Genomic DNA, 14,695 nt, shown 5'->3' with positions numbered 1-14,695 from the left:
TTACTTCAGGCAGCTCACGTACTGGTTTGACAGCGCTGTCAGGAATTTCCCGTAGCTGTCCTTCCCCAGCGCGATGCCGATGCCCAGCGGGTCCAGCGTTCCTGAACGCACTTTGGTACCCTTGGCGACGGCATTGATTACGGCCGGCCTGAATTGTGGCTCAGCAAAAACGCATACCGCTTTCTGCTCAACCAACTGTGTTCGAATTTGGTGTAGGCGCTGTGCTCCAGGCTGAATTTCGGGATTGACGGTGAAATGGCCCAGCGGACTCAAACCGTAGTGTTTCTCAAAGTAGCCGTAAGCATCATGAAAAACAAAATAACCCTTACCTTGCACAGGCGTAAGCATGTTACCAACATTTTTGTCAGTTTGCGTCAGCAGATTCTCGAACTGGCGCAGGTTTGCGTCTAATTTGTCCTTATTTTGCGGCATAAGTTCCAATAATCTGTCGTGAATCGCGATCGCCGTCACTTTTGCCACCTCCGGCGACAACCAAACGTGCATATTGTACTCGCCGTGATGATGCCCGTGATCGTCATCGGCATGATTATGCGCTTCACCTGCATGATCATGATCGTCGTCATCTTCGCCTTTCATCAGCAGCGGTTTCACCGCCGGCAGTTCGCTGATGGCCAGTTTGCGGTCTGCCGAAATCGGCACCAGCGCCTTGGTCAGGAACGCTTCCATATCCGGCCCGACCCACAGCACCAGGTCTGCGGAGCGCAGGCGCTGGATATCGGAGGGACGCAGCGCGAAATCGTGCGGCGAAGCGCCATCCGGCAGCAGCACCTCGGTCGGCGTCACGCCGTCGGCGATCGCCGCAGCGATAAAGCCCAGCGGGCGAATCGAGGTCACCACTGCAGCGGAAGCGCTGCTCAGCGGGCCGGCCATCAACAGTGCGCTGGCCAGCAGCGTGCGCTGCAGCCATTTATTTTTCTGTGCCATCATCAGTAATCCCATCGTTTTCATCAACAAGGCGTGATATTATAACATCCGCTTCGTTCTGCAACCTGTAATCTCGAGATGTCCACACTGATAACGCTAAAAAATATCTCCGTCGCCTTCGGCAGCCGCAAGGTGCTGTCGAATATTTCCCTCAGCCTGCAGCCCGGCCGCATTCTTACGCTGCTTGGCCCGAACGGCGCGGGCAAATCCACGTTGGTGCGCGTGGTGCTCGGATTGGTCAAACCAACCGCCGGCACGCTGGACAGGGAGCCCGATCTGCGCATCGGCTACGTGCCGCAAAAACTCCACCTCGACGCCACCCTGCCGCTGACCGTCAGCCGCTTTATGCGATTGAAGCCCGGCGTAAAGAAAGCCGACATTCTGCCGGCGCTCAAGCGCGTGCACGCCGCGCACCTGCTCGACCAGCCGATGCAAAAACTCTCCGGCGGCGAGAACCAACGCGTACTGTTGGCGCGGGCGCTGCTGAATAAACCGCAACTGCTAGTGCTGGACGAACCCACGCAAGGGGTGGACGTCAACGGCCAGTTGGCGCTGTACGACCTCATCGATCAGCTGCGTAAAGAGCTGGGCTGCGCCGTGCTGATGGTCTCGCACGATCTGCATCTGGTGATGGCCAAAACCGACGAGGTGTTGTGCCTCAATCAGCATATCTGCTGTTCCGGCGCGCCGGAGGTGGTCTCAATGCATCCCGAATTCATCGCCATGTTCGGCAACCGCGGCGCAGAACAGCTGGCGGTGTATCGCCACCATCACAATCACCGCCACGACCTGCAGGGAAGAATTGTCTTGAAGAAAACCGGGAGCCGCGAAGCATGATCGAATTGTTACTTCCCGGCTGGCTGGCCGGGGTTTTGCTGGCTAGCGCCGCCGGGCCGCTGGGCTCCTTCGTGGTCTGGCGCCGCATGTCCTACTTCGGCGATACCCTGGCGCACGCCTCGCTGCTCGGTGTCGCCTTTGGTCTGCTGCTGGACATCAATCCTTTCTATGCGGTGATCGCCATTACCCTGCTGCTGGCCCTGGCCCTGGTGTGGCTGGAACGCCGCCCGCAGCTTTCGGTGGATACCCTGCTCGGCATTCTGGCCCACAGCGCCCTGTCGCTGGGGCTGGTGGTGGTGGCGCTGATGTCCAACGTGCGGGTCGATCTGATGGCCTATCTGTTCGGCGATCTGCTGTCGGTCACGCTGAGCGATATTGCGATGATCGCCGGTGGCGTCGCCGTGGTGCTGCTGGTGCTGTGGTGGCAGTGGCGCGATCTGCTGTCGATGACCATCAGCCCGGAGCTGGCGCACGTCGACGGCGTCAATCTGGCGCGGGCTCGCACCGTGCTGATGCTGATTACCGCATTGACCATCGGTCTGGCGATGAAATTCGTCGGCGCCCTGATCATCACCTCGCTGCTGATCATTCCGGCGGCCACCGCTCGCCGCTTCGCGCGTACGCCGGAGCAAATGGCCGGCGTCGCCGTGTTGCTCGGCATGGTGGCGGTCACCGGCGGCCTGACCTTCTCGGCGTTTTACGATACGCCGGCCGGCCCTTCGGTGGTGCTCTGCGCCGCCGTGCTGTTCACGCTGAGCCTGTTCAAAAAACAGCAGGCCTGATTTAAAACCGGGATATGACAAGGGCCGCATTAGCGGCCCTTTTTCATTGAGGATGGAAAACTTACTCTTCGCGTTCGAGCCCGAAGTGCCGGTAAGCATGCTGCGTCGCCAAACGGCCGCGCGGCGTGCGCTGAATAAAGCCCTGTTGGATCAGGAACGGTTCGATCACGTCTTCGATGGTTTCGCGTTCTTCGCCGATCGCCGCCGCCAGGTTGTCCAACCCGACCGGGCCACCGGTAAACTTGTCGATAATCGCCAGCAGTAGCTTGCGATCCATATAGTCGAAGCCCTCGGCATCGACGTTGAGCATATCGAGCGCCTGCGCCGCCACCCCGCCGCTGATCACGCCGTTGGCGCGCACCTCGGCGAAGTCGCGCACCCGGCGCAACAGGCGGTTGGCGATACGCGGCGTACCGCGCGCGCGACGGGCCACCTCATGGGCACCCTCATCGGACAGTTCCAGCCCCAGACAACCGGCGCTGCGAGAAACGATGTGCTGCAAATCCGCTACCTGATAAAACTCCAGCCGCTGGACAATGCCGAAACGATCGCGCAGCGGTGAGGTCAGCGAGCCGGCGCGGGTGGTGGCGCCCACCAGGGTAAACGGCGGCAAATCGAGCTTAATCGAGCGCGCCGCCGGCCCTTCGCCGATCATGATATCCAGCTGGTAATCTTCCATCGCTGGATACAGCACCTCTTCCACCACCGGTGACAGGCGGTGGATTTCGTCGATGAACAAGACGTCATGCGGTTCGAGGTTGGTCAGCATCGCCGCCAGATCGCCCGCCTTCTCCAGCACCGGGCCGGAGGTGGTACGCAGATTCACCCCCATTTCGTTGGCCACGATATTGGCCAGGGTAGTTTTCCCCAGCCCCGGCGGGCCGAAGATCAGCAGGTGGTCAAGCGCGTCACCGCGCTGTTTGGCCGCCTGGATGAAGATCTCCATCTGTTCGCGGACGTGCGGCTGGCCGACATATTCGGTCAACAGCTTGGGGCGAATGGCACGATCGAGGACGTCTTCCTCGTTGATCGGTTCGGCGGAGATCAGGCGATCGGCTTCAATCATTATCTACCTCTTAGCGGCCTTACAAAGCAGCGCGCAACGCGTCGCGGATCAACGTCTCGCAGTCGGCACCCGGTTTGGCAATTTTGCTGACCATGCGGCTGGCTTCCTGCGGCTTGTAGCCCAACGCCACCAGCGCCGAGACGGCTTCGGCTTCCGCGTCCGCTTCCGGCGTTTTGTCGGCGGCGGCCGGCAGGCTGATCTCGCTGCTGTTGTTGAACAGATCGCCGTTGAGCCCCTTGAAGCGGTCTTTCATCTCTACCACCAGGCGCTCGGCGGTTTTCTTGCCCACGCCCGGCAGCTTGACCAGCGCAGTGATCTCTTCGCGCTCCACCGCACTGACGAACTGCTGTGCGGACATGCCCGACAGGATCGCCAGCGCCAGCTTCGGCCCGACGCCGTTAACCTTGATCAGCTCGCGGAACAGCGCACGCTCTTGCTTGTCGTTGAAACCGTACAGCAGCTGCGCGTCCTCACGCACCACGAAGTGGGTAAACACGATGGCCTCTTGCCCCAGTTCCGGCAGCTCGTAAAAGCAGGTCATCGGCATGTGCACTTCATAGCCCACGCCGTTTGCCTCCAGTAACACCAGCGGCGGCTGCTTTTCCAGAATATTTCCTCTGAGACGACCTATCATTTACCCTCCTGCAGAATTACCGGGCATGGCGCCCTGCCATGCCGTTGCTGGTAAAGCTTATAACATAAAAAAGGCTGGATGAATATCCAGCCTGAGTAATCACCGCTTTGCGTCAGCGCAAACGCCCGCGCGCCAGGTTCAGCCGCCCTTCGCTCATCCGCAGCACGTTCTGGCTAAGGTGGCAGTGGGTAATGGCGATGGCCAGGGCGTCGGCGGCATCCGCCTGCGGGTTGGCCGAGAGTTTGAGCAGCGAGCGCACCATGTGTTGCACCTGCGCCTTTTCGGCTGCACCGGTGCCGACCACGGTTTGTTTGACCTGCCGCGCCGCATACTCGAACACTTCCAGATTCTGATTCACCGCCGCCACGATCGCGACGCCGCGCGCCTGACCGAGCTTGAGCGCCGAATCCGGGTTCTTGGCCATGAACACCTGTTCGATGGCGAAGAAGTCGGGCTGGAACTGGGTGATGATCTCACTGACGCCGGCATAAATCAGCTTCAGCCGCGTCGGCATGTCGTCCACCACCGTGCGAATGCAACCGCTGGCGATATAGCTCAACTGACGCCCCTGCTGGCGAATAAGGCCATAGCCGGTGACGCGTGAGCCGGGATCGATACCGAGTATGATCGCCATATCTACATCCACCTTGCATGCACGGCGCCGCCGAGTGGCGGCGCCCGTTTTACCGGATTACAGCGTCGCCGCCACTTCGTCGGAGATCTCACCGTTATGGTAAACTTCCTGCACGTCGTCGCAGTCTTCCAGCATATCGATCAGGCGCAGCAGCTTAGGCGCGGTTTCCGCATCCATGTCGGCCTTGGTCGATGGGATCATCGACACTTCCGCCGCTTCGGCTTCGAAGCCCGCCGCGGTCAGCGCGTCTTTCACCGCGCCCAGGCTTTCCCAGGCGGTGAACACGTCGATGGCGCCATCGTCATAGGTCACGATGTCTTCCGCACCGGCTTCCAGCGCCGCTTCCATCACGCTGTCTTCATCCAGGCCTGGTGCGTAAGTGATCACGCCCTTCTTGGTGAACAGGTAGGCAACGGAACCGTCGGTGCCGAGGTTGCCGCCGCATTTGGTGAAGGCGTGACGCACTTCCGCCACGGTGCGGTTGCGGTTGTCGCTCAGGCATTCGATCATGACGGCGGTGCCGCCAGGGCCGTAGCCTTCATAGATGATGGTTTCCATGTTGGTATCATCATCACCGCCCACGCCGCGCGCGATTGCACGGTTCATGGTGTCGCGCGTCATGTTGTTCGACAGCGCCTTGTCCATCGCCGCGCGCAGACGCGGGTTGGAATCCGGATCGCCGCCGCCCAGCTTGGCGGCCGTGACCAGCTCACGAATAATCTTGGTGAAAATTTTACCGCGCTTGGCGTCCTGCGCCGCTTTACGGTGCTTTGTGTTGGCCCACTTACTATGACCTGCCATAAAAAAATCTCCGAAAAAAACTACTGGACTGAATTGATCACGAACTCTTCAATCGCCTGCTGATTGCTCCACGACTTGGTCAACTTCACGGCCTCTGCCGCCTCAAGCCATTGGTAAGCGTGATGCTCGGTAATCACCGGATCGCGCTCCTCGGGCAACGCCAGACAGAACCAGTGCTCTTTATTGCGCGTGGTTCCCGGCGCATAGCGATGTCGCAAATGGACAAAGAGTTCAAACTCCACGCAGCGCTGGCAATCGAACAACGGCAGGTGCTCTGCTTCGATATCGATGCCGACTTCTTCCATGACTTCACGCTGCGCGGCATGCGGCGGCGACTCATCCTGCTCCAGGCTGCCGGTGACCGACTGCCAGAACTCGGTATCGTCGCGCCGCTGTAACATCAGCACCCGACCACTGGATTTCGCGTAAATCACTACCAGGATAGATTCAGGGCGCTTATAACTCATCACTCGCTCTCTTGTTCCGCACCGGCTTTCTTTACCACGCTGATCGCCAGCTCCTGCAGCGACGCCGGGTTGGCGAAGCTCGGTGCGTCGGTCATCAGGCAGGCCGCCGCGGTGGTTTTCGGGAAGGCGATGACGTCGCGGATGTTGTCGGTGCCGGTCAGCAGCATCACCAGACGGTCCAGGCCGAAGGCCAGACCGGCGTGCGGCGGCGTGCCGTACTTCAGCGCGTCCAACAGGAAGCCGAACTTCTCGCGCTGTTCGTGTTCGTTAATGCCCAGAATGCTGAACACCGTCTGCTGCATTTCGCTGCGGTGAATACGCACCGAACCGCCGCCCACTTCGTAGCCGTTGATCACCATGTCATAGGCGTTGGCGATGGCGTTGACCGGCGCAGCGGCTAGCTCTTCCGGGCTCATGTCGCGCGGTGAAGTGAACGGGTGGTGCATAGCCGCCAGGCCGCCCTCTTCGTCTTCTTCGAACATCGGGAAGTCAACCACCCACAGCGGCGCCCAGCTGTCGAGTTGGGTCAGTGCCAAATCGCGACCCAGCTTCAGGCGCAGCGCGCCCATCGCATCTGTGACAATCTTGAAGCTGTCGGCGCCGAAGAACAGGATATCGCCGGTCTGCGCATCGGTGCGCGCCAGGACGGCTTCCAGCACGTCCGCGCTGAGGAATTTGGCGATCGGGCTCTGCACGCCTTCCATACCTGCGGCGCGGTCGTTGACCTTCAGCCACGCCAGGCCTTTGGCACCGTAGATGTTGACGAAAGCGCCGTACTCGTCGATCTGCTTACGGGTCAGCTGTGCACCGCCCGGTACGCGGATCGCCGCCACGCGGCCTTTGGCGTCATTGGCCGGGCCGGAGAACACTTTAAACTCGACGTCTTTGACCAGGTCAGCCACGTCCACCAGCTCCAGCGGGTTACGCAGGTCCGGCTTGTCGGAACCAAAGCGACGCATCGCTTCGGCGAAGGTCATGACCGGGAAATCGCCCAGATCCACGCCTTTCACGTCCAGCCACAGTTCACGCGCCAGTTTCTCCATCACTTCACGCACCTGATCGGCAGTCATGAAGGAGGTTTCGACGTCGATCTGGGTGAATTCAGGCTGACGGTCCGCACGCAGGTCTTCGTCACGGAAGCATTTGACGATCTGGTAGTAACGATCGAAGCCGGACATCATCAGCAGCTGTTTAAACAGCTGCGGGGACTGCGGCAGCGCGTAGAATTTGCCCTTGTGCACGCGGCTCGGCACCAGATAATCGCGGGCGCCTTCCGGCGTCGCCTTGGTCAGCATCGGCGTTTCGATGTCGAGGAAGCCATGGCTGTCCATGAAGCGGCGCACGAAGCTGGTGATCTTGGCGCGGGTCTTCAGACGCTCGGCCATTTCCGGGCGGCGCAGATCCAGGTAGCGATATTTCAGGCGCGCTTCTTCGCTGTTGACCTGGTTGGAGTCCAGCGGCAGCGGCTCGGAGCGGTTGATGATCTCGAGCGCGTGAGCGAACACTTCCACTTCGCCGGTGGCCATATCTTTATTGATCTGGCTGTCCGGACGCGCACGCACGGTGCCGACGATCTGGATGCAGAACTCATTGCGCAGGTCGTAAGCCTTGTCGAACGCCACTTTCTCGTCCGGATCGAAGAACACCTGCACGATGCCTTCGCGGTCGCGCATATCAATAAAGATCAGGCCGCCGAGATCGCGACGACGATTGACCCAACCACACAGAGTGACTTCCTGGCCCACGTGGGACAGATTCAACTGCCCGCAATATTCAGTACGCATACGCTATCCTTTTACACAGCCGATGCCGCGCCGGGCTACTGCGCCCCTGTCGCGCGGCTGTTATCTGATAAATTCTACTTGTTGCCCGGTTTAAAATCCGTCGCATACCAGCCGGTGCCCTTAAGCTGGAAACCGGAGGATGAGATCAACTTGGTCAACGCGGGCTGCCCACACGCCGGGCAGTCTGCCAGCGGCGCATCGGAAAATTTTTGCAATTTCTCTAACCGATGGTTGCAAGCACCACATGCATATTCATAAATCGGCATAGGTCGTTGGATTAAAGAGTGTTGAAAAAAGGGAGTCATTATAAAGGAAATTCATCCGCCCGATAAGTGCGAACACAGCATTGTTACTGCACTAAATGGCGCGTTTTTGTCCGAATCAACACATCGATTAACAAATTTCCCATTAACCTGCGACAGTTTTTTCACGTAGCCTGACTCTCCCCCGGTTTTGCGCCTTACGCCGCTCGGCTGGCGTGCCGAACAGTTTTTATCCACTTCGCAACGAGATGAAATCCATGCTGAAACTTGACGCCCAAACCACCGCTCTGGTGCTGATCGATTTGCAAAACGGCATTCTCCCTTACGCCGGCGGCCCGCACAGCGCCGATCAGGTCGTGGCGAACGCCGCGTTGCTGGCCGCGCGTTTTCGTATGCTGGGCGCGCCGGTACTGCTGGTGCGCGTCGGCTGGTCAGACTCCTTCGCCGAAGCGTTGAAGCAGCCGGTGGACAAACCGGCTCCCGCGCCCGCCGGCGGTTTACCGGCCAATTGGTGGGAGTTCCCCGCGCAGCTGGCGGTCAGCGACAGCGATATTCGGGTAACCAAACGCCAATGGGGCGCCTTCTACGGCACCGATCTGGATTTGCAGCTGCGGCGCCGCGGCGTCAAATCCGTGGTGCTGGGCGGCATTTCCACCAATATCGGTGTGGAGTCCACCGCCCGCGCCGCCTGGGAGCACGGCTATGAACTGCTGATCGCCGAAGATGCCTGCAGCGCGCAGAGTGCGGAAATGCACCGCTTCGCGTTCGAGCACATCTTCCCGCGGCTGGCACGGGTGCGCGACACCGGCGAAATTCTTGCCGCGCTCGAGCGGTAACGTTAAGTTGTAGCCTGATGAGCTAAGTAAAGGAAGACGACGCCGTGATCTACATCGGACTGCCGCAGTGGCAACATTCGGCCTGGAACCGTATCGGGCTGCGTGATTTGGCGGATTACAGCCGCTACTTCAACTGCGTGGAAGGCAACACCACCTTCTACGCGCTGCCGAAACTGGAGATCGTGCAGCGCTGGCGCGACATGACCGGCGACGATTTTCGCTTCTGCTTCAAATTCCCGTCGGACATCAGCCACAAGGCTGCCCTGCGCAACTGCGCCGCCGAGCTGCAGGCGTTTTACCACTGCCTGAGTCCGGTGCACCAGCGCATCGGCCAGCTGTGGCTGCAGTTGCCCGCCGCCTTCGGCCCCGACGAGCTGCCGCGCATGTGGCAATTCTTCGAAAGCCTGCCGAAGGAATTCACCTACGGCGTTGAAGTGCGCCATCCGGCGTTTTTCGCCAAGGGCGAGGAAGAGCGTGCGCTGAATCAGGGGCTGCATCAGCGCGGCATCAATCGGGTGATCCTCGACAGCCGCCCGGTGCATCACGCCGCCCCCAATAGCGCCGCCGTGCGCGATGCGCAGCAGAAAAAGCCGAAGCTGCCGGTACACGCCCTGGTCACCGCCGACCAACCGCTGGTGCGCTTTATCGGTGGCGATCAACTGACTGACAACCTGCGTTGGTTCGAAGCCTGGCAGCAAAAACTGCCGCTGTGGCAGCAACAGCATCAGCCTTATCTGTTTATTCATACGCCGGACAACGGCGATTCCCCCCAGCAAGCGCAAAAAATTTGGCAACAGCTGCGCCTGGCGATCCCCGATTTGCCTGCGCCGCCGGACTGGCCGGAACAGGATGCACTGTTTTGACCTATTAATCTGACCAATAACATCAAATATTTCCCCGCGACAGTGAATACAATGACGGCTATGATGCTGGCTGCCAGTTTTGGTTAGGGAACGGAGTGAAAAATGGTAAGCGCGCTTTATGTGGTGCTCGGCGCATTGTTGTTGATCAAACTCTCTTATGACGTAGTCAGATTAAGGATGCAGTACCGCGTAGCTTACGGCGACGGCGGTTTTTACGAATTACAGACCGCCATCCGCGTACATGGCAACGCCGTTGAATACATTCCTATCGCTGCCGTATTGCTGGTGATTATGGAGATGAACGGCGCGGAAATCTGGATGATTCACCTCTGCGGCCTGATGCTGATGGCCGGGCGGCTGGTGCATTACTACGGTTTACGCAACCGCGAGGTGCGCTGGCGCCGTTCGGGCATGGCCGCGACCTATATCTCTTTGTTGTTGATGGTGCTGGCAAATATCTTCTATCTGCCGTGGGATCTGATTTTCAGCCTGCATTGATCCCGTTTTATCATCAGGCGGCCGCGCCGCCTGCTTCCGCTCCGCTTTTTTGCGCTTTTCTGTTAGACTACGCAGCTTCGAATTCTGAACTGATTTGCCGCTATGCCAAACCGCGATACCCTTTTCTCCGCCCCCATCGCCAAACTGGGCGACTGGACCTTCGACGAACGCGTCGCCGAAGTGTTCCCCGACATGATCCAACGCTCCGTGCCCGGCTATTCCAACATCATCTCGATGATCGGCATGCTGGCCGAACGCTTTGTGCAACCCGACAGCCGGGTGTATGACCTCGGCTGCTCGCTGGGCGCGGCGACGCTGTCGATGCGGCGGAATATCAAGGTGCCCGGCTGCCATATCGTCGCCGTCGACAACTCGCCGGCGATGGTGGAACGCTGTCGCCGCCATATCGACGCCTTCCGTGCCGAGACGCCGGTCGAGGTTATCGAAGCCGACATTCGCGATATCGATATCGAGAACGCCTCGATGGTGGTGCTGAACTTTACGCTGCAGTTCCTCGAACCCGCAGATCGCCTGCGCCTGCTGGAGAAAATCTATCGCGGCCTGCGCCCGGGCGGCGCGCTGGTGCTGTCGGAGAAGTTCAGCTTTGAAGATGCCGAAGTCGGCGAACTGCTGTTCAACATGCACCACGATTTCAAACGCGCCAATGGATACAGCGAGCTGGAGATCAGCCAAAAACGCAGCATGCTGGAAAACGTGATGCTGACCGACTCGGTGGAGGCGCACAAGGCGCGTCTGCAACAGGCTGGGTTCGAGCATGCCGAAGTGTGGTTCCAGTGCTTCAACTTCGGTTCGCTGATCGCTCTGAAAGCGGGGGATATGCAATGATCGGGTTTGGTGACTTCTATCAGCATATCGCCAAGAGCCCCCTCAGCCACTGGCTGGATACGCTGCCCGCGCAACTCAGCGCCTGGCAGCGGGAGTCGCTGCACGGCAAATTCAAACAGTGGTTCAACTCGGTTGAGCACTTGCCGACGCTGACCCCAACCCGCCTCGATCTGCTGCACGGCGTGCGCGCCGAGATGGAACCGGGGCTGTCGCCGGGCCAGCTCGAAGGTATCGAGAAAATGCTGCGCACCCTGATGCCGTGGCGCAAAGGGCCCTTCTCGCTGTATGGCATCGATATCGATACCGAATGGCATTCCGACTGGAAATGGGATCGCGTGCTGCCGCACATCTCCCCGTTGGCCGGCCGTACTATTCTCGACGTCGGCTGCGGTAGCGGTTATCACCTGTGGCGCATGATCGGCGCCGGCGCACACTTTGCCGTAGGCATCGATCCGATGCAGCTGTTCCTGTGCCAGTTTGAAGCGGTGCGCAAACTGTTGGGCGGCGATCAGCGCGCCCACCTGCTGCCGCTCGGCATTGAGCAGTTGCCGGAACTGGCAGCGTTCGACACCGTGTTCTCGATGGGCGTGCTGTATCATCGCCGCTCGCCGCTCGATCACCTGTACCAACTGAAAAATCAGCTGGTCTCCGAGGGGGAACTGGTGCTGGAAACGCTGGTGGTGGAAGGCGATCGCCACCAGGTGCTGGTGCCAGGCGACCGTTATGCGCAGATGCGCAACGTGTATTTCATTCCTTCCGCCGAAGCGCTGAAATGCTGGCTGGAGAAATGCGGCTTCGTCGACGTGAAAATCGCCGATATGTGCGTCACCAGCCTCGAAGAACAGCGCCGTACAGACTGGATGACCAGCGAGTCGCTGGCTGAATTCCTCGACCCGAACGACCGCAGCAAAACGGTTGAAGGCTATCCGGCGCCGCTGCGCGCCGTGTTGACCGCCAAAAAGCCCTAGCGCTTGCTAATCGGGCCGGCCTGCGCCGGCCCGCATTTACCCGTTGCCGACATCGACAATCCGCAGCTCATAGACCATCGTCGCGTTCGGCGGGATCTGCGGCGCATAGCCCGTTTCACCGTACGCCAACTCCGGCGGCACCACCATCGTCAGCGAGCCGTGATTTTTCAGATGGCCTATCGCCTCGCGAAACAGCGGCGGATAGGCGGAGAGCGGCTGTGACATCACCTTCCCACTGCGATCCATATCCTGAATCACGCTGCCGTCGGTCAAGCTCTCTTTCACCACGATGTCCACCCGCGCATTTTCCGCAATGGCTTCATCACCGGCATAATCGATGCGATACCAGAAGCCGGCTGGCGACTTCTGCGTGCCCTTCTTCTTTTTAAACTCGGCGACGAACGCTTCGCCTTTGCTGGTTTGCGTCTTCGCCGCCTGGCTTCTGGCGTCGTTCACCGCTTTTTCCGACTCCGCCAATGCGCTGGCCAGCTGCGCATCGCTCAGTTGGTAATGGCCGTTGAAGGTATCAATTACGCCGGCCAGCAGCACGGTTTTATCGGGAATGATGCCCCAATTTTTACGCTCCGCCAGCATCGTTTGAATGTCGCGCCCCAGGGCGACACCGGCGGCATAGCTCTGTTGCTCCGGTTTTTTCTTGAGCGTCAGTGCATCCGGCAGCCATTTGGCCCGCGCTTTCAGCCCGTTTAGCTCCTCCTGCAAGGCTTGCTGCGCCTGATGGGCGGCTGCCAGCGCCGTCGCCGTTTTGTCCGCCTGTTGCGCCGCGTTATCCCGCTGCTGCGCTACCTGCGCGCTTTCCGCTACTGCTGTCGCCAAACGTTGTTCCAGCGTCTTAGCATGCTCAGTTTGCTTTTGGTTTTTTTCCTGCAGCTGCGCCAGCTGCTGTTGCAGCTCGCCCGTCGTCTTGGTGGCCTCGGCCTTTTGCTGCGCCAACGCCGCCTTCAGGCTTTTCTCTTGCTGCTCGGCCTGCTGGCGCTGGCTGCCCCGCTCTTTCTGCAGCGTTGCCAGCTGCTGCTGCAGTTCGCCCGCCGTCTTGGCAGCCTCGGCCTTTTGCTGCGCCAACGCCGCCTTCAGGCTTTTCTCTTGCTGCCCGCCCTGCTGTCGTTGGCCCTCCTGCTGTTTTTGCAGCAGCGTCAGCTGCTGCTGGAGCGTATCCTGCGCCTTGGCGGCCTCGGCCTTCTGTTGTTCCAGTTCAGCGGCGGCCGCTTTTTTGTCCTGCTCATAACGCTGGCGCGCTTTATCATTGGCGGTTTGCGCCGCCGTCAGTTTTTCCCGCCAGACCTGCTGCGGAACGTTATCAGACGGTTTAGACAACGTCGCCAACCGTTGTTCCAGCGATGCGATGCGTCGATCTCGCTCCTCGGTTTGTTGCTTTTGCTGCGCTAACGCCGTTTGCGCCGCGGCTATTTGCGCCTGAGCCTGCCGCTCCTGCGGCGTCAGGTTCAACGCCTGCCGCACGCCGCTGGCAAAGTCGCTCAACGCGTTCAGATCGGGTGCCGCTGCCGGTTTATCGGCAGCCGTCAGGGAGGACGCGACGCGCAACGCGGTCAGTTCCTGCTGCAATGATTGAATAGCGGCTTGCTGTTGATCCAATCGCGCATCTTTCTCGCGCAGCGTCTTTTGCAACTGCGCCAGCTGCCTCTTCTGAGTGGCCGCCTCGCGGGGTTGAACCGGCCGGCTCGCCGATTTTTGGGGTTCCTGGGGCTGGGCGGCCGTTGCAGCGGCGTCCGCCGCCGGGGCATCCTGCCGCTGGTAGCGCTCGGCAAATTGCAACAGCGCAGGCACATCGTCATCTGCCACGGCAACCGTTGGCGCAAACGCCAAGGGTATCATCAGGCTCAGCAATGCCTTTCTCGCACGCAGGATCATTTGGCGCGTTCTCCGCGCTCAGCCAGTCCGGTCATCATTGCAGAACTGATGTCCGCACAAAGGCGGTTGGTACGATAACGATACAGCGCGTCGACGGTTTCCTGCGTGTCCGTATTGACCCGTTGGCGTACCCCGGCATATTGCGCTGCACCGCCCATCAAGGTATCGAATTCGCGTTTGAATTTTTGGTACTTTTCGTTATCCATGCCGCGCATCGCGTCCAGTTCGCGCTGACATTGCTGCATGCGTTCGGCCTCACGCTGCCGCTTGTCTTGCTCCGCAATTTCTTCTGCGCTGGGCGGCTTGCTTAAGGTAGAAACAGGCCGTTTGGCGGTCTGACAGCCGGTCAGGGTCAAGGTCAGCAAAAGCGCAGCGGTCAAACAGTGTGCCGTTCGGGTCATTATCGTTATCTCCTTGTTAAGTCCGCCATCAGCGCGTTCTGCGGCTGCGCCGACGGCTCTCCTCAATTGATGCTGTGATGTTCCGGCCATCAGCCAGGCTGTGTTCGGACATGAAAATGCAGACGCAGCATTGAGAGGCATGGCGCCAATCATTCACTGCATCAATGCATATCAAAAAATCAT

General features: G+C 59.8%; 17 protein-coding genes. 7 read left to right on the top strand and 10 right to left on the bottom strand.

Annotation, left to right across the window (positions count from 1 at the left end; genetic code table 11):
• Nucleotides 1–945 carry a zinc ABC transporter substrate-binding protein ZnuA gene (gene znuA, locus ACRAWE_RS05625; RefSeq protein WP_198636076.1) on the bottom strand — a complete coding sequence of 315 codons (945 nt, stop codon included), beginning with the start codon at nucleotides 943–945 and terminating at the stop codon, nucleotides 1–3.
• 78 nt (nucleotides 946–1,023) lie between these two features.
• Between znuA and znuC the strand changes: the two genes are divergently transcribed.
• Nucleotides 1,024–1,782 carry a zinc ABC transporter ATP-binding protein ZnuC gene (znuC, locus tag ACRAWE_RS05620; protein WP_346403103.1) on the top strand — a complete coding sequence of 253 codons (759 nt, stop codon included), beginning with the start codon at nucleotides 1,024–1,026 and terminating at the stop codon, nucleotides 1,780–1,782.
• Nucleotides 1,779–2,564 (top strand): zinc ABC transporter permease subunit ZnuB, encoded by a 786-nt coding sequence (znuB, locus tag ACRAWE_RS05615; protein ID WP_019452806.1) that lies wholly within the window; start codon nucleotides 1,779–1,781, stop codon nucleotides 2,562–2,564. Before znuC ends, znuB begins: the two co-directional genes overlap by 4 nt.
• 61 nt (nucleotides 2,565–2,625) lie before the next feature.
• Here the strand turns inward: znuB and ruvB are convergent, their stop codons facing one another.
• The 7 genes from ruvB to ACRAWE_RS05580 form a co-directional block, all read right to left on the bottom strand.
• Entirely contained in the window at nucleotides 2,626–3,630 is a 1,005-nt protein-coding gene (ruvB, locus tag ACRAWE_RS05610; protein ID WP_019452807.1) for a Holliday junction branch migration DNA helicase RuvB, read from the bottom strand.
• A gap of 19 nt (nucleotides 3,631–3,649) precedes the next feature.
• Nucleotides 3,650–4,264 (bottom strand): Holliday junction branch migration protein RuvA, encoded by a 615-nt coding sequence (gene ruvA, locus ACRAWE_RS05605; protein WP_004932365.1) that lies wholly within the window; start codon nucleotides 4,262–4,264, stop codon nucleotides 3,650–3,652.
• A 112-nt stretch (nucleotides 4,265–4,376) separates the two neighbouring features.
• On the bottom strand, nucleotides 4,377–4,898 hold the full coding sequence (gene ruvC / locus ACRAWE_RS05600) for a crossover junction endodeoxyribonuclease RuvC (protein WP_004932367.1): 522 nt from the start codon (nucleotides 4,896–4,898) through the stop codon (nucleotides 4,377–4,379).
• A 57-nt stretch (nucleotides 4,899–4,955) separates the two neighbouring features.
• Nucleotides 4,956–5,699, bottom strand: coding sequence for a YebC/PmpR family DNA-binding transcriptional regulator (locus ACRAWE_RS05595; protein WP_004932370.1), 744 nt, complete (start codon nucleotides 5,697–5,699; stop codon nucleotides 4,956–4,958).
• A gap of 20 nt (nucleotides 5,700–5,719) precedes the next feature.
• Nucleotides 5,720–6,166, bottom strand: coding sequence for a dihydroneopterin triphosphate diphosphatase (nudB, locus tag ACRAWE_RS05590; protein WP_019452808.1), 447 nt, complete (start codon nucleotides 6,164–6,166; stop codon nucleotides 5,720–5,722).
• Nucleotides 6,166–7,950, bottom strand: a complete 1,785-nt coding sequence (gene aspS / locus ACRAWE_RS05585; RefSeq protein WP_019452809.1) for an aspartate--tRNA ligase — start codon at nucleotides 7,948–7,950, stop codon at nucleotides 6,166–6,168. Before aspS ends, nudB begins: the two co-directional genes overlap by 1 nt.
• A 74-nt stretch (nucleotides 7,951–8,024) precedes the next feature.
• A complete protein-coding gene (locus ACRAWE_RS05580; protein WP_033632845.1) occupies nucleotides 8,025–8,216 on the bottom strand; it encodes an FmdB family zinc ribbon protein in 192 nt (63 codons plus the stop codon).
• A 254-nt stretch (nucleotides 8,217–8,470) separates the two neighbouring features.
• Between ACRAWE_RS05580 and ACRAWE_RS05575 the strand changes: the two genes are divergently transcribed.
• From ACRAWE_RS05575 to cmoB, 5 genes are all read left to right on the top strand, one after another.
• The gene (locus tag ACRAWE_RS05575; protein WP_029988797.1) at nucleotides 8,471–9,049 is read left to right on the top strand and encodes a hydrolase; all 579 of its coding nucleotides are present in this window, start codon (nucleotides 8,471–8,473) and stop codon (nucleotides 9,047–9,049) included.
• Between the two features lie 47 nt (nucleotides 9,050–9,096).
• Entirely contained in the window at nucleotides 9,097–9,912 is an 816-nt protein-coding gene (locus tag ACRAWE_RS05570) for a DUF72 domain-containing protein (protein ID WP_025159809.1), read from the top strand.
• Nucleotides 9,913–10,014: 102 nt separating this feature from the next.
• On the top strand, nucleotides 10,015–10,410 hold the full coding sequence (locus ACRAWE_RS05565; RefSeq protein ID WP_004932387.1) for an MAPEG family protein: 396 nt from the start codon (nucleotides 10,015–10,017) through the stop codon (nucleotides 10,408–10,410).
• A 102-nt stretch (nucleotides 10,411–10,512) separates the two neighbouring features.
• The gene (gene cmoA, locus ACRAWE_RS05560) at nucleotides 10,513–11,256 is read left to right on the top strand and encodes a carboxy-S-adenosyl-L-methionine synthase CmoA (RefSeq protein ID WP_432525083.1); all 744 of its coding nucleotides are present in this window, start codon (nucleotides 10,513–10,515) and stop codon (nucleotides 11,254–11,256) included.
• Nucleotides 11,253–12,224 carry a tRNA 5-methoxyuridine(34)/uridine 5-oxyacetic acid(34) synthase CmoB gene (gene cmoB / locus ACRAWE_RS05555; RefSeq protein ID WP_432525082.1) on the top strand — a complete coding sequence of 324 codons (972 nt, stop codon included), beginning with the start codon at nucleotides 11,253–11,255 and terminating at the stop codon, nucleotides 12,222–12,224. The genes cmoA and cmoB overlap by 4 nt, the downstream gene beginning before the upstream one ends.
• Nucleotides 12,225–12,260: 36 nt before the next feature.
• Here cmoB and ACRAWE_RS05550 read toward each other — a convergent pair whose 3' ends face one another.
• Both ACRAWE_RS05550 and ACRAWE_RS05545 read right to left on the bottom strand, forming a co-directional pair.
• Nucleotides 12,261–14,111, bottom strand: a complete 1,851-nt coding sequence (locus tag ACRAWE_RS05550; RefSeq protein ID WP_432525081.1) for an FKBP-type peptidyl-prolyl cis-trans isomerase N-terminal domain-containing protein — start codon at nucleotides 14,109–14,111, stop codon at nucleotides 12,261–12,263.
• Nucleotides 14,108–14,512: a hypothetical protein gene (locus tag ACRAWE_RS05545; protein WP_025159811.1), complete on the bottom strand. Its 405-nt coding sequence runs from the start codon at nucleotides 14,510–14,512 to the stop codon at nucleotides 14,108–14,110. Before ACRAWE_RS05545 ends, ACRAWE_RS05550 begins: the two co-directional genes overlap by 4 nt.
• Between the last annotated feature and the right edge of the window lie 183 nt (nucleotides 14,513–14,695).

The organism is Serratia sp. BFP-2025 (genome assembly GCF_050880365.1).
Classification (GTDB): Bacteria; Pseudomonadota; Gammaproteobacteria; order Enterobacterales; family Enterobacteriaceae; genus Serratia; species Serratia surfactantfaciens.
The sequence above is the reverse complement of the archived record's forward strand: the minus strand, read 5'-3'. Positions and strand labels throughout refer to the sequence as shown.

Excerpts from the sequence above, each read along its gene's own strand:
- znuA (WP_198636076.1), bottom strand. The coding sequence starts at position 945 with ATGGCACAGAAAAATAAATGGCTGCAGCGCACGCTGCTGGCCAGCGCA.
- znuC (WP_346403103.1), top strand. The coding sequence starts at position 1,024 with ATGTCCACACTGATAACGCTAAAAAATATCTCCGTCGCCTTCGGCAGC.
- znuB (WP_019452806.1), top strand. The coding sequence starts at position 1,779 with ATGATCGAATTGTTACTTCCCGGCTGGCTGGCCGGGGTTTTGCTGGCT.
- ruvB (WP_019452807.1), bottom strand. The coding sequence starts at position 3,630 with ATGATTGAAGCCGATCGCCTGATCTCCGCCGAACCGATCAACGAGGAA.
- ruvA (WP_004932365.1), bottom strand. The coding sequence starts at position 4,264 with ATGATAGGTCGTCTCAGAGGAAATATTCTGGAAAAGCAGCCGCCGCTG.
- ruvC (WP_004932367.1), bottom strand. The coding sequence starts at position 4,898 with ATGGCGATCATACTCGGTATCGATCCCGGCTCACGCGTCACCGGCTAT.
- ACRAWE_RS05595 (WP_004932370.1), bottom strand. The coding sequence starts at position 5,699 with ATGGCAGGTCATAGTAAGTGGGCCAACACAAAGCACCGTAAAGCGGCG.
- nudB (WP_019452808.1), bottom strand. The coding sequence starts at position 6,166 with ATGAGTTATAAGCGCCCTGAATCTATCCTGGTAGTGATTTACGCGAAA.
- aspS (WP_019452809.1), bottom strand. The coding sequence starts at position 7,950 with ATGCGTACTGAATATTGCGGGCAGTTGAATCTGTCCCACGTGGGCCAG.
- ACRAWE_RS05580 (WP_033632845.1), bottom strand. The coding sequence starts at position 8,216 with ATGCCGATTTATGAATATGCATGTGGTGCTTGCAACCATCGGTTAGAG.
- ACRAWE_RS05575 (WP_029988797.1), top strand. The coding sequence starts at position 8,471 with ATGCTGAAACTTGACGCCCAAACCACCGCTCTGGTGCTGATCGATTTG.
- ACRAWE_RS05565 (WP_004932387.1), top strand. The coding sequence starts at position 10,015 with ATGGTAAGCGCGCTTTATGTGGTGCTCGGCGCATTGTTGTTGATCAAA.
- cmoA (WP_432525083.1), top strand. The coding sequence starts at position 10,513 with ATGCCAAACCGCGATACCCTTTTCTCCGCCCCCATCGCCAAACTGGGC.
- cmoB (WP_432525082.1), top strand. The coding sequence starts at position 11,253 with ATGATCGGGTTTGGTGACTTCTATCAGCATATCGCCAAGAGCCCCCTC.
- ACRAWE_RS05550 (WP_432525081.1), bottom strand. The coding sequence starts at position 14,111 with ATGATCCTGCGTGCGAGAAAGGCATTGCTGAGCCTGATGATACCCTTG.
- ACRAWE_RS05545 (WP_025159811.1), bottom strand. The coding sequence starts at position 14,512 with ATGACCCGAACGGCACACTGTTTGACCGCTGCGCTTTTGCTGACCTTG.